Source organism: Rhodopirellula sp. JB055 (assembly GCF_043100905.1).
In the GTDB taxonomy this organism is placed as follows: domain Bacteria; phylum Planctomycetota; class Planctomycetia; order Pirellulales; family Pirellulaceae; genus Rhodopirellula.
The window spans coordinates 1-13,552 of record NZ_JBICHO010000487.1 but is presented as its reverse complement, the minus strand read 5'-3'; the positions used below and the strand labels follow the sequence as shown (position 1 = coordinate 13,552).

General features: G+C 54.7%; 10 protein-coding genes and 1 riboswitch. Of the genes, 3 read left to right on the top strand and 7 right to left on the bottom strand.

The window, feature by feature from the left end:
• Window positions 1-288, top strand: a 288-nt coding sequence (locus ACF8AM_RS19260; protein ID WP_392557210.1) for a discoidin domain-containing protein, incomplete at its 5' end; no start/stop codon positions are given.
• A gap of 309 nt (window positions 289-597) precedes the next feature.
• Complete coding sequence (locus ACF8AM_RS19255) at window positions 598-2,388, top strand: sodium:solute symporter family protein (RefSeq protein WP_392557209.1); 1,791 nt, start codon at window positions 598-600, stop codon at window positions 2,386-2,388.
• Between the two features lie 63 nt (window positions 2,389-2,451).
• Here ACF8AM_RS19255 and ACF8AM_RS19250 read toward each other — a convergent pair whose 3' ends face one another.
• Window positions 2,452-3,240: a haloacid dehalogenase type II gene (locus tag ACF8AM_RS19250; RefSeq protein WP_392557212.1), complete on the bottom strand. Its 789-nt coding sequence runs from the start codon at window positions 3,238-3,240 to the stop codon at window positions 2,452-2,454.
• A gap of 65 nt (window positions 3,241-3,305) precedes the next feature.
• Window positions 3,306-3,887: a TetR/AcrR family transcriptional regulator gene (locus ACF8AM_RS19245; RefSeq protein WP_392557208.1), complete on the bottom strand. Its 582-nt coding sequence runs from the start codon at window positions 3,885-3,887 to the stop codon at window positions 3,306-3,308.
• A 162-nt stretch (window positions 3,888-4,049) separates the two neighbouring features.
• Window positions 4,050-4,298, top strand: a riboswitch (cobalamin riboswitch).
• Window positions 4,299-4,561: 263 nt separating this feature from the next.
• Between ACF8AM_RS19245 and ACF8AM_RS19240 the strand changes: the two genes are divergently transcribed.
• The gene (locus tag ACF8AM_RS19240; protein WP_392557207.1) at window positions 4,562-5,542 is read left to right on the top strand and encodes a DUF4465 domain-containing protein; all 981 of its coding nucleotides are present in this window, start codon (window positions 4,562-4,564) and stop codon (window positions 5,540-5,542) included.
• Here the strand turns inward: ACF8AM_RS19240 and ACF8AM_RS19235 are convergent, their stop codons facing one another.
• The 5 genes from ACF8AM_RS19235 to ACF8AM_RS19215 all read right to left on the bottom strand — a co-directional run bounded on the left by ACF8AM_RS19235 (window position 5,543) and on the right by ACF8AM_RS19215 (window position 13,391).
• Window positions 5,543-7,030 (bottom strand): hypothetical protein, encoded by a 1,488-nt coding sequence (locus ACF8AM_RS19235; RefSeq protein ID WP_392557206.1) that lies wholly within the window; start codon window positions 7,028-7,030, stop codon window positions 5,543-5,545.
• A gap of 129 nt (window positions 7,031-7,159) precedes the next feature.
• Entirely contained in the window at window positions 7,160-9,064 is a 1,905-nt protein-coding gene (gene asnB, locus ACF8AM_RS19230) for an asparagine synthase (glutamine-hydrolyzing) (protein WP_392557211.1), read from the bottom strand.
• 72 nt (window positions 9,065-9,136) lie between these two features.
• Window positions 9,137-10,429: a hemolysin family protein gene (locus tag ACF8AM_RS19225; protein ID WP_392557205.1), complete on the bottom strand. Its 1,293-nt coding sequence runs from the start codon at window positions 10,427-10,429 to the stop codon at window positions 9,137-9,139.
• Window positions 10,426-11,007, bottom strand: a complete 582-nt coding sequence (gene ybeY, locus ACF8AM_RS19220; RefSeq protein ID WP_392557204.1) for an rRNA maturation RNase YbeY — start codon at window positions 11,005-11,007, stop codon at window positions 10,426-10,428. The genes ACF8AM_RS19225 and ybeY overlap by 4 nt, the downstream gene beginning before the upstream one ends.
• Window positions 11,007-13,391: an HD family phosphohydrolase gene (locus tag ACF8AM_RS19215; RefSeq protein WP_392557203.1), complete on the bottom strand. Its 2,385-nt coding sequence runs from the start codon at window positions 13,389-13,391 to the stop codon at window positions 11,007-11,009. Before ACF8AM_RS19215 ends, ybeY begins: the two co-directional genes overlap by 1 nt.
• Window positions 13,392-13,552: the final 161 nt, after the last annotated feature.

The window sequence follows — 13,552 nt, the reverse complement described above, 5'->3', positions numbered from 1 at the left end:
CCAATTTTGCTGACCATTGACCTCGGCAGTGTTCAAACGGTTGAGAAGGTCAAAGTTCACGCTTACAGCATTGCGGGATCGTTCGAAAAGTACAGCGTCGAAACGTCGAGCAACGGAGCCGACTTTGAAGAGGTGGCGACGAGAATGGAGAAACCCGAAGTCCCCACGAATCCCGCCGAACACCGTTTTGCGCCGCGTGAAGCCCGTTACGTCCGCATACGCACGCATGGCAACAAGGGTTATGTTTTCAATTCCTTCTCGAAGATCATCGAAGTGCAGGTCTTTTGAGCTGGCGAGCGAGTTTGCAGGAGCCATTCGGCATTTGAAGGATGATGGCAATCGCCGCCGTTCCCCCGTACAACCGGGGTGAACGCCAAGGCTGCTTCCATGATTTTGACCGATCATCCTGACCTGCATGCTTTGCCCCGAAAAGACCAGGAATGACGCAGGCCGATTTCCAACGGCAAAAGACTTTGGCCTTGTCGGTTACCTTTGAACAACGCGGTCGAAATCGCAACCCACCGCGCAGATTCAGCGCGGCCGAATCACCGAGACGGTTTCGAACCGCCCCAAGACATCATCCAACTGTGCAGGGACATGGCACTCTCAACTATCGATTACGCGATCATCATCGCGTTCTTTGTCATCACAACATCCATTGGACTTTACGCCAGTCGCAGGGCGGGCAAAAGCTTTTCAGAGTACTTCCTTGCCGGCGGGCAAATGAGTTGGTGGATGCTGGGAATCTCGATGGTTGCGACTACCTTCGCAGCCGACACTCCGAACCTGGTCACCGGCATCGTTCGTCGCGACGGAGTCAGCGGCAACTGGGTATGGTGGGCGTTTCTGCTGACAGGTCTGCTGACCGTGTTTGTCTATGCACGGTTATGGAAACGCAGCGGCGTCTCGACCGACCTGGAGTTTTATGAACTCCGATACAGTGGCAAAACGGCAGGGTTTCTGCGTGGTTTTCGCGCGATCTACTTGGGTGTCATTTTCAATTGTTTGGTCATGGCCAGCGTCATTCTGGCGGGGATCAAACTGGGTGGCGTGTTGATCGGTGCCACTCCCCTTCAAGTCGTCTTGGTCACGGGATCGGTCACTGTTGTTTACACCTTGCTAGGTGGCCTGCGCGGCGTGATCCTGACGGATTGCTTTCAATTTGTGGTCGCCATGTTTGGTTCCATCGCGGCGGCTTATGTGGTTTGCAATTTGCCGGAAGTGGGCGGCATCTCCAACTTGCTTCAACACGAAGAGGTTCGATCCAAGACCGCGTTGCTGCCTGATTTCAGCGACATGGATGCGTTGATTCCGTTGATCATCATTCCGCTAGCCGTGCAGTGGTGGAGCGGCTGGTACCCGGGCGCAGAACCTGGCGGAGGCGGTTATGTCGCGCAGCGTATGTTGGGCGCTCGCAGCGAAAAGGACGCGACTCTAGCCACGCTGCTGTTTCAAGTCGCTCACTATGCCCTGCGTCCTTGGCCGTGGATCATCGTGGGACTCGCCTCGATTGTCGTTTACCCAAGCGTGGAAAGTATCCAAGCCGCTTTCCCGAACATCGACCCTCAATTCGTACAAGACGACCTCGCTTACCCCGCGATGTTGACTTACCTGCCGAGTGGATTGCTGGGCATCGTGATCGCGAGTTTGATTGCGGCCTTCATGTCAACCATTTCCACCCACTTGAACTGGGGAGCGTCGTACATCGCCCATGATTTCTACCACCGTTTCATCAATCCCGACGCAACTGAAAAAAGCTTGGTCGCGACGGGACGTTGGTCCACGGTTGGGTTGATGCTCGTCGCCGGCGCTGTCGCACTGTCGTTGGAAAGCGCCATGGAAAGCTTCAGCATCATCCTGCAAATCGGTGCGGGCACCGGCTTGATTTACATCTTGCGGTGGTTCTGGTGGCGGATCAATGCATTCACTGAAATCACGGGCATGGTAGTGTCTCTAGCCGTCGCGTTGTTCTTCAAGTTCGGATATGGATCGACAGATTTGCCCGAGCTCAACTCTTGGCAACAGCTTTTAACCGGAGTCGTGATCACGACACTCTCGTGGATGCTGATCACCATCATCACGCCACCGACCGATCGCGAAACGCTGCAAAAGTTCTATTGCAAGATCCGGCCCGGTGGCGCCGGCTGGAAAACAATTCGAAACGAATTGGCGGAAAGTGGCGTCCACGTCGACACGGCCGATTCGATCACCTCAGGCTTGAAAGCGATGATGGCGTCTACGTTCTTGGTTTACTCGGCGCTGTTCAGCACCGGCTACCTGCTCTATCAATCCTGGGGCTACCTTGCAATCAGTCTGTGCGTGAACGCCATGTCCGCCATCGCCCTCTGGAGATCATGGCCCGCGCTTCAGATGGACGGCCCGTCCTAGGACATTCACTGAACCATCCCAAGAATGCGTTTCAATGTCGACCGGTGGCGAACGACACCTTTCTCAGTCCGTCGCTTGGCTCATTTCTTCTGCCAATTGGTGCAAGTCGGCGACGACCAAATCTGGTCGTTGCACATTGGGGTACAGCGAGGCCCCTGGACGCTTCACAAAAGCTGTCTGCAAACCGACATTCTTTGCGCCGGCCAAGTCCCACGCATGGGCAGCAACCATCAAGACTTCACTTGCCTGGACACCCAAGTCGTCCAAGACCATTCGATAAGTGTCCCCATGGGGTTTGTACTTTTGGATTTGGTCGATGCTGTACCGTTTTTCGAACAGATCGGTGAGCCCTGCATTTTCCAACTGAGTTTCGACGCCCACCTTTGACGAGTTGGTCAAACTGACCAATCGATATCCCTGTTCCGAGAGACGCTGCAACCCTTCTCGAACATCCGTATGGGCCGGCAAAGAACGCAACGGCGTGACAATCGCGGCTTTTGCCGTTTCCCGATCCAGTACGATTCCCTCACGCTGAGCAACCATCATCAATGCGGCGGTGCCAATTTCGCCAAAATCGTGATACTCACCGGATAGAGTCTCAACCAACGAATAGTGCAGCATCGTCGAGAACCACAGCGGTAACAAATCCTCACGTCCGTTCAATGCCTTGCCAACCGAAGACTTCAAAGGAGCCAAGTCGAGCAACGTCTCGTTGACATCGAAAACGATCACTTTGGGACGGGACACATTGGAAACGAACACGGGAGAATCCTGACTCGAATGCCCGGCGCTGCCGGTGGGAGAGACGTTCGACAAGTCACTCTGAGTTCCTTGCGCCGGAAGGCTCATCATGCAAGCAAGCGAAACGAAAACGGGAACACCGAAACGAATGGAAAGATTTAACATAGGCTCGACCTTTAAGAAAGCATTTGATTGGCTTGTTGAGCGATTTGCTGAAGCGAGTTTTTGCCGAACACGCCTCGGCCCAGTACCCGAATCCCGACCAACAACGCGACCAGAGCTTTGGCCGTGGAACGAGGATTCACCGATGCTGGAATCGATCCCTGATCCTGCCCTCGCTGGATCGAGGTTTGAAAGAAGGACGCGATTTCTTTGAACGCGGCAGCGACTGTTTTTTGGACCTGTTCGTCGTGCTGCTCATAGTCCAAAGCGGTATTGACCAGAAAGCACCCCCGCTTGATCGAATCGTTCTGCGAATCCTTCAGGACCCAATCGAAGAACGACAAAATCGCGTTCTTGGGGTCATCCGAATCGTTGAGCCGGTTCAACAGCTTTCGCCGCGTGGACTGGTCGTATCGCAACAGAGACTCGATGAACAATTCATGCTTCCCTTCAAAAGCGTTGTACAGACTGCTGCGTTGAACACCGGTCGCGTGAGTGATGTCGGAGATCGATGTGGCGGCGTAGCCCTTTTCCCAAAAGACCTGCATCGACTGTTCAACCACCTCCGCCTTTTCGAATGACTTTTCCCAGGGCATCGGATCCTCGTGTGATGAATTAGAAGTTGATGGTGTGACCCAGAAAGCAACTGGCGTTTGAATGGAAGCATCTTCAAAGGCAACTGCCGTGCCACCCCCGATCGATTGGGAGGCGAATCATAAGCCGATTCAAAATGTGTTGACACCGAGTTTGCCGTGGTTAGAATCGCCGCCGTTCGAGGTGACTGGTTTGGTTTCATACCAACCAGTGAACAGGGAACACCGGTGAAATTCCGGGACGGTCCGGCCGCTGTGTGCCACCGGAGATCAACGAAAGGCGATCTCATTGTTTACTTTTTCTAATCAGCCATTGTTCTCGGTTTGCGTTGCGACGTGATCCGTGAGTGAGAAGGCGGTGAGTGAACAAACGGGTGGTGAGTCAGAAGACCTACCTCGCGCGAGACGTTTTGTGCCTTCTTGGATTGAGGCAAACGTTGCAACGTTTGACGCCGATGTTGCCAAAATTTGTTGAGCTAGCGGCGGTTCATGCGTTGGGTATCCGTCGTCAGCTATTGAACTGAGTTTTCGTCGCAACGTTGTTTTCGTCGCAACGTTTTCGTTGGTTGTTCTCCGTATTCCAGCTTGTCGTTTTTGCTGCCGAACACGGAGTCCGCTAGAGAAAGTATGCGCCGACAACAGAAGCTTCAAAGCGAATTGTCTAGCAAGTTGTCACCATGATTTTACGTTCGCCAAATCCATTTTTTCATTTCACTGTCCGCGATCCACTCAGCATCCAACCCGGCATTTCGCGAGCCATAGCCGCGATCGTTTTCTTCGCGATTTCAATCCTCGGCTACGGTCGCCTTCAAGCAGATGTCGTCGTTGATTTCGAGAGCCAAACACTGGGCCCGTCGGGTATCTTCAACGGTCCCGTTGCCAACGCGTCCGTTGTTCCTGGTTCTTATGGTGGAAATGACCATGTTGGCGTTTTCTCCGCCGATGGCGTTGATTTCTCAAACCGCTACAACGATCTGTATGGCAGTTGGAGAGGCTTCGCCGTTTCCAATCACACCGACACGACGACCGGTGGATACACTAACCAGTTCAGCGCCTACGCGGGTTCAGGTTCTGATCTTTCGGACAACTACGCCGTGGCGTTTGGGTACTCCAATTCAACTCCGTCCAGTGTCGACACGCTGACGGCCTTGCCGAGCATCTATCTGCCAGAGGGCGAGGACGCGTTCAGCGTCGATGTAACCAACACAACATACGCAGCACTTTCGATGCAAAACGGCGACTCGATCGCAAAGCAGTTTGGTGGAACGTCCGGAAGTGATCCTGACTTCCTCCAATTATCCATATTTGGAGTCGATGCGAACAACCAGATTCTTGACACCACGATCGACGTCTTTCTCGCGGATTATCGATTCGCGAACTCGCTGGATGACTACATCCTGGATGATTGGCTGACGATCGATTTGACGTCCATGTCCGACGCCCGAAGCTTGCACTTCAATTTGTCATCCAGCGATGTTGGAGCGTATGGGATGAACACGCCGGGCTACTTTGCGTTGGACAACTTGGCAACTGTCACCGCGGTTCCGGAGCCAAGTTCGCTAGCTCTGATCGCCAGCGTTGGAGTCGGTGTGGCATTTCAGCGGCGACGTCGTCGCCGAGATCGCGTCCAAATGGACACCACACCGACGCGTGTTTGATCAAAGCCGTTGCTCTTGGATCGACTTGATCGGTTTCAGTGTGCCACGCTCCGCAGCCACGATGGCTTCGTACTGGGCAACCAGCTTTTCATTCCCAAGTCGCCGAAGGTTCTCCGCCAAGGCGACGTTGTCGGCGATTCGCACGAACCGTTCGTACTTCACCTTCGTTTTCGCTTCGTCAGTTTCAGTCGCCTCGGTCAGTTCGCGAAAACGTGGGTAGTCCGGATGGTTTTCCACCGCTTCAATGAACTCGTCTTGGCGACTGGTCAACAATTCAACCGCAACGGGATTGAGAACATTCGCAAGTTCCGGCCACTTGCGTTCCAGATCTCGAGTGATCCGGCGTCGCAGCCCATCCTCGGGAGCGGCCCGACGTCGGCGGCGGGTCGAGTTGCGGGCGCGATCCGACTGAGTGGTTTTCCAAGCGTCGTTGATACGTTCATCACCAGACAAATTCAGTTCATCGGACAAGGCTTCCAAGGTTGCACGTTGAGACGGAGTCGCGAGATCGAGGATCAATTCATATGACTCATCGTTGCGCAGCAGATCCGGATTGTCTTCGTCGAAGTAGCTATGAACACTGAGGAATTCGCCAGAGCTCAGCACGGGCAAATCAATCGTGTCGGCTGTGATCACCGTGTAGGCGTGAGCTTCGTCAAATGACACGACTCCGTTCCCGTCATAATCTGGACGCTCAATCAGTCGTCCTGATCGGTTGCGACCGGAGAGGGCGGCCCAGAAATAGGTGCTGTATTCCACATAGCTCTTTTCATCCACCTCGGGAGTGCAACCCGACGCGGGACGATCGTGCACCGTGGCGAAGAAACCCGCCCGGCGTTGCTTGGAAATCCCTTTGTCCGGATCGCCTTCCTCAAAGATGAAACGAGCAAATCCACCTGCATGGCATTGGACCATGATCGCAATCACCTCCACTCCTTCTGGCAATCCGTCCAGCATCCCCACGAATTCTTTCATTCGAATGGAACTGTTGTTCCACGTTGCAATGGTGGTGTCATAGGGAGCCTGCCGATCGTTGCTTCGATTTCCGTGAGCGGTGACATAAACATACAACCGGTCTCCCGATTGCATGGTTTTGCCAACGTCGCGAAACCAGTTGCGAATGTTTTCAGGCTCGGTGCTGCCCTTCACATTGGGAATTTTGTGGTTTCGGTACGATAACCCCAGATCGTTTCTACTACCGAAGAATTCCGCCATCAACCGATTTGCCTTCGGAACCGAACTCGGATCCATCACTTGCAAATCTTTCCCGACCGCATCACCGTCTGAGAAATAGATGTCGTTATGCTCTCCCAGGACTCCTTGTTCCCCCAAAGCACGCTGAGCAAACAACACGTTGTTCTCAAGGGACGCTTGGTTTCCCGAGGGCGAATAGCCCCCGCCAATGGTCAGAAAAAAATCTTCGGAGGTGGCGTGGCTGCCACAAACGAGCACGCAACAAGCAAGCACCCAAGACAAACATCGTCTCATCTGATTCTCAATCAAGTTCGCGGGAACGCGATGCTGCATCGGCATCGATCAGCAAAGACCGCATAATATCAGGTCAACCGAAAGAGAAATGTATCTTCTTCGCGTCTTGAGGGGGGACACGATTCACCACTACAGTTGTCGCATCCAGGTTTCCAGGACGAGCAAATTCCACAGCCGATAGCCATGGTTCTGTTCTCCGATTTCATGCGAGCGAACCAATGCCGCAATGGCCTCGGGACGGAAGAATTGGTTGATCCGAGCGTCCTGCGCCAACATCGTATCGTGCACCAAAGGCTTGAAATCCTCGCGAAACCATTGCCCGATCGGAATCCCAAAGCCCATTTTGGGGCGGGTGAAGATCGACGCTGGAATGCGATCGCCAAACGCATCTTGCAAAATCAATTTCCCGCGACGCCCACGAAACTTGTGTTGAACGGGCAAAGAAGCCGCCAGTTCGACAAAGCGGTGGTCAAGCATTGGCTGGCGGACTTCCAATCCGTGAGCCATCGACGCGATGTCGACTTTCGTGCACAAGTCACATGGTAAGTACGAAAGGATGTCCGACGTCGACGCTCGCGTGACAACGTCTCGGCCTTCACTGCGAGCCCAAACGGCTTCCAAAAAATCCACCGGGTCGTGTCCGGGCAGCCTTTCGATGAAGTCATCGTTGTACATCGACGCCCTCATTGATTCAGGGAAGATCTGCAGCCAATTCAGGTACCGACGGACAACGGGTTGGTCGATCGCTTCCAAGAATCGCTTGGCTCGCCGAACGACAGAACGCCGACGATTCGAATCAGGAAGCTTCTGAACCAAACCAATTCCAGGAATCCGGTTCAACGGGAACAAACGAGCAATTTTCTGGCTCATCCAAAGTGCACGATACCGTTCGTACCCCGCAAACAACTCATCGCCACCGTCCCCCGACAAAGCCACCTTGACGCTTTCTCGTGTCAGCTTGGACAGATACCAAGTCGGCACCGCCGATGAATCGCCATAGGGCTCATCGTAGTGCCACACCAGCTTTTCAAGGATGTCGATGCCGCTGGGTTGAACCTCAAATCGCGTGTGATCGGTTTGCAGATGGTCGGCCACTTGCGCCGCATAGCGAGTCTCATCGAACTCAGCCACAGGAAACCCGATGCTGAAAGTTCGCAGCGCCGTGTCGGTATGGTCGCCTGCCAAGGCTGTGATCAACGACGAATCGATCCCGCCGGACAAGAACGATCCCAGCGGCACATCACTGCGCATTCGCAGCCGCACCGAGTCAGAAAGCAAATCGCGAACTTTTTCAATCGCTTCCTGCGATCCGATGGGGCGTTCCATCGAAGGATCGAAGTTCCAATACCGCTCCACTCGGAGCCCGCGTTCATCCAAGACAGCAAAGTGTCCCGGCGGAAGCTTATGAACGCCCTTGAAGATCGTGCCAGGATGGGGGATGTACTGGTACGTCAGAAACTCATCGATCGCATTTGGGTCCACCTCTTCGCAGACACCAGGCACTAACCTCAACGCCTTCAATTCACTGGCGAAAACCAATCGTCCGTTCTTGTACGAATAATACAGTGGCTTTTGCCCGATTCGGTCGCGTGCCAACACAATTCGATTGCGTCTGGCATCCCAAATCGCGATTGCGAACATTCCGTTGAGCGAAGAAAAGCAATCCGTTCCAACGTCTTCGTACAAATGGACGATGGATTCCCCGTCCCCATCGGTTGCGAAATGGTGCCCAGAACCCTGCAAGCGTTTGCGAAGCAATTCGTAGTTGTAGACCTCGCCATTGAAGACCATCCGCACCCGGCCGTCTTCGTTGGACAATGGCTGGCGTGCGCCGTCGACGTCGATGATCGACAAACGCCGAAATCCCAAACCAACTCCCATCGGACGCCCGGTCGCATCACGATGTTCCGCGTCCATCCAAGTCTGCGAGTCATCGGGGCCACGATGCGCGATTTCGTTCGTCATCCGGGACAGCAAATCAGCACTGATCGCTTGATCGTCGCGTTGCCAAAGACCACCGGTGAAACCGCACATAGATAACAAGAGGGCTGGAGTCAGGAAAGAATTTCAGTTCACGGGCTCGAACGCGAAAATCGCGATGACCGTTTAGCCAACACGTTGCGTCTCGCCGTTCGTTCGACGAATTCGCATGCTTTCAATTTTGCGATTGGTGGCGTGCAAGACTTCGATTTCCCACTGAGCGACGCGAATCAGATGTCCCGTGTTGGGAATCATTCCCGTGTGATGAAGCACCCACCCCGCGACGGTTTCATAGTCATCGCTCTCAGGCAGGTCCCAGTGAACCAAGTCGTTGACATCGTCAATCATGACGCGACCATCGACATCGATGGTGTCGTCGTCGATCACACGCATTTCGAATTCTTCTTCTTCGTCGGACTCGTCAACAATCTCACCGACGATCTCTTCCAACGCGTCTTCGATGGTCACCACGCCAGCCGTTTGTTGAAACTCATCAAGAACAATTGCCATGTGAGAACGGCTGTGCAGAAATTCACGCAGCAACAAATCCACGCTGCGATCTTTCGGCACAGACCAAGGGCGACGGCAGAGATCAATCAACGGCTTGTTGGGCAAACCCTCACCAGCCAAATAGGGCAGCAAGTCTTTCACGAACAGGACACCGACCACGTTGTCAATCGTGTCTTCGTAAACCGGGTATCGAGTTCGTCCGGTTTCAATGATTGACGCGATGGCTTCTTCCCACGTCGCCGTGACTTCGATCGCATTGACGTCGACGCGAGGAGTCATGATGTGCCCGACCGTGTCTTCGTGCAGTTCCATCACGCCTTGAATCATTTCGCGAACCCCCGGTGCGAAGAAACCCTCCCGAGTTCCCGCTGCGACGATCGTTCGGATTTCGTCTTCGAGTTGTTCTTCGTCCTCGTCTTCAGTTTCCTCCACCCCAGCCAACCGGCGTGAAATGATCTCGAGCAACTCCCCTGGAGCATGAAGCGGACGCATCACGAACGACATCGTACGCCAGAACGGCCACGTGTGGTAAAGCAGCGGAGCGGATGCGAATCGAGTCACCGCGTTGGGCAACCAGGTGTGTGTCAACATCGTCAATCCGGCCGCCGCGATTCCCCACACCAACAACGTGCTGAGATCCACGTCCACTCGATTGATGACGGCGACGGTACCAAACAGAACGAACATCACCGACCCGATGACGTGCAGATACGCACCCGCCCGTATCACCGTGTCTTGATGGTCCAGCACCGAGCCGAATCGATCCCGGTTCTTTTTGACCCGGCAATAAATTTCTAGTGAACGCCCAGCGAACCGGTCCAACAATTCGCTTCCCAAACCGCCGATACTGCCGAGGACAAACCCAACCGCAGCGAGCGGCATCGCGTGCAAATCCGCAAGTTCGCTCATGCGACACCTCCACTCAACGTCCCACCGGAAGAATCACTTGCGTCGTCGTCGAACGAATCATCTGGTTCGAATGATGAGTCCTCTTCGTTGCTCAGCGGCAATTCGATCCCCAGACATTCCATCGCAGCAATTTCTGCTCGGCGCATCGCCGCGCGAGGTGCCGGCGACTGATCATCGTGACCGACAATGTGCAACGTTCCATGAACAACGTAGAGCAACAACTCTTCGTGAGGCGACAATGGGTTGCTGGCTTCGCTGGCATTTTCAATGGCAGTTTCAAAGCTCGCAACCAACTCACCTTCGACTTTCGGAGGCGTCAGTTCATAAGGAAAACTAATCACATCGGTCGGATAATCGTGCTGCAAAAATTCGCGATTGATCGGATGAATCGTCGCGTCATCGCAGATTCGAACACCGAGCGAACCACAATCACATCCTTCCACCGCCGCCGCCGCAATCGCTGCTTTCGCGATGTCCGCGCGTGCCGATTCGAGGGAACCAAACCACACGGCTAAGTCAGGTTCCGCTTCCTCATCAATGAGGACATCCACCGTCAGGTTGGTCTCCAATGGTCCCATCACGCCGATTGCTGTCCTGGGTACTTCACACGGGCGTGATAAATCGCAGTCAACGATTTCACCAGACTTTGGCGAACGCGGTGCAACTGGGCAAAGGTGATGCCGCAGTCATCGAACTGTCCGTCCGCGACTTTCTTCTGCGCGATTGCGTCGACCAGGCCTTGAATCCGAGCTGGGGTCGGATCGACCAAGGTTCGCGACGCACTTTCGACCGTGTCGGCGAGCATCAAAACAGCGGCTTCGAGAGTTTGCGGTTTTGGGCCCGGATAGCGGAAGTCCTTGTCGCTGACCGCTTCGCGATTGGGATCTTCTTCGCTGCGTTTCGCCGCTTCACGATAGAAGTATTCGACCAGCGTGGTGCCGTGGTGCTGCAGAATGAAATCGATGATCGGTTCGGGCAAATGGTGATTGCGAGCCAGGTCGGCACCATCCTTGACGTGCGCGATGATGACCAGGGTGCTCATCGCGGGCTGCAAAGAATCGTGCTGATTGATCCCCGCCGATTGGTTCTCGATGAAGTACTCGGGTTTGAACATCTTGCCGATGTCGTGAAAATAGGCTCCCACGCGAACCAACAAACCGTTTGCGCCGATTGCGTCGGCAGCGGCTTCGGCAATGGAAGCCACGTTGATCGAGTGGTTGTACGTCCCCGGTGCACGCTGTGCCAAACGCCGTAGCAAGGGGTGCGATGCATCTCCGAGTTCCAACAGACTGAGGTCCGTCTGCACCCCAAACGCTTTTTCGACCAAAGGCAGCAGCCCGGTCATCGCCAAGGACGAGAACAAGATGCAAACGCCTGCCCAACCGGCTTCGGCGACCAACCCGTTGATCACGTGGTTCAGTGATCCGCCGCTGAGCATGCCTTCCAGATTGCCACCCGGTGCACCCGAGGAAAGTGTTTGCCCGGTTACGATTCCGACACCAATGACCGTGAACATCGTGATCGTCGCCGAGATCAAACCGACCGTGACCAAGTGGGTGCGAGAACGAATCCGTCCCGTCAACAGAGTGCAGGTTGTGCAGGCAGCAGTCACGGTGACCAAGTTGGGAATGTCGGCGCCGAGCAACAAAATCACCGACAAACAAACCGAAGCCATCAGCAGGATCGCCAATTCGCGTCCGTAGATCACGGCAGCAGTGATCGAAGCCAAAACCAGTGGAACCAACTCCGCACGCCAAGCATCTCGAGAGGCGTGATAAGCCAACACGATCGTGATCACCATCAACGCGAGCAGCTTGGCTAGTTTATTGCGATCCAATAACAGCGATCGGTCATCGACAAACCAGATGTAGGAACCGCAGAGCAAGTACAGTGCTGCGATCATCCCGGCGTAAGCCGCAACGCGGGCGATTCGGTCGCCCCAACGCATCGATTCCACCAACTTGGACCACTCACTACGGAGCAGCCCCAATTCGCGGCCGGTCAGCGGTTTTCCCGCGTCGGCCAATTTGGTCTGACCGGCATAGAACGTCATCATCACGTCTTCGACGGCCGCCGCTGCTTGATCGCGAACCTTTTGGCTGGCCTCGTCGTCGTATTTCAGGGTTTCAAATTCCGGCAACCGGGTCCGCAACCAATCGCCGATCATGTCCGCAGCGATCAAGCCTTCGTCACCGGGAAAGCGCGAGCGAAATTGGTCCCGGAGCTCTTTGACCAATTGGCTTCCGGCTTCTGCAATGATCACCTTGGACAGCTCGACCGGGACGGCTTCGTCGGTTTGATCGCCCGTGAAGACGCGAATCATCCGCTGCGAGCCTTTTTCAGGCGGGTGCTGCGGGGCTTGCAGGATGCCGTTTTTGTAAAGCTTCAACATTGCGGAATCGACAGCGGCTTCCAGCGTTGCCAATTCCTTGTCTTTGCTAAAAACTCGCTTGAGCAACGCGAAACGTTCCGCTGGTGATTCGCCATCCGGCGCGGTCTCGCTGCCTTCATAGAATTCTGTCAGGGCCGCTCGCTCTTCTTTGCCAAGTTGTTCGTAATTGGCGGCTCCCAAAACCAAGAATAATCGGTTCTTCAACGCGGCTCGCAATTGTTCGAGTCGCTGGGGTGAGTTGCGGTACAGCGTCATCACTTCACGACGCCGACGTTCTTTCAAGTCTCCGGTGGCGATCGCGTCAGCCACCTGAAAATCAACTCGGGAAATCAAATCGCGAGCCGGGATCGCACCACTTCGGTAACTGAAAGCTGGTTTCCAAGTGAAACACAGAACCAGAATGGTGACCGCAGCGATCAGAGTCATTCCGACGCGCAGCGACCATTCCGCTTTGTCCTTCCGATCCCACCAAGTCGCCCATTTGGACTTCGGGATCCCGAGCGATTCGATGCGTTCTTTGCCCGCACGTTGTTTGCCCTTGGTCGTCCCGCTTTTGTTCGCACCGCTCATTGGCCCGCAACACCCGGATCGTTTGATTTGGCTTCGTCCCTGCCAGTGGATTGCGTCGAGGACGACACTTCGTCGTTGGCGGACTCACCATCCTTGTTTTCGTAAGCCGACACAATTTGCTGCACCAACCGGTGACGCACAATATCAGCGGCTCCCAAACG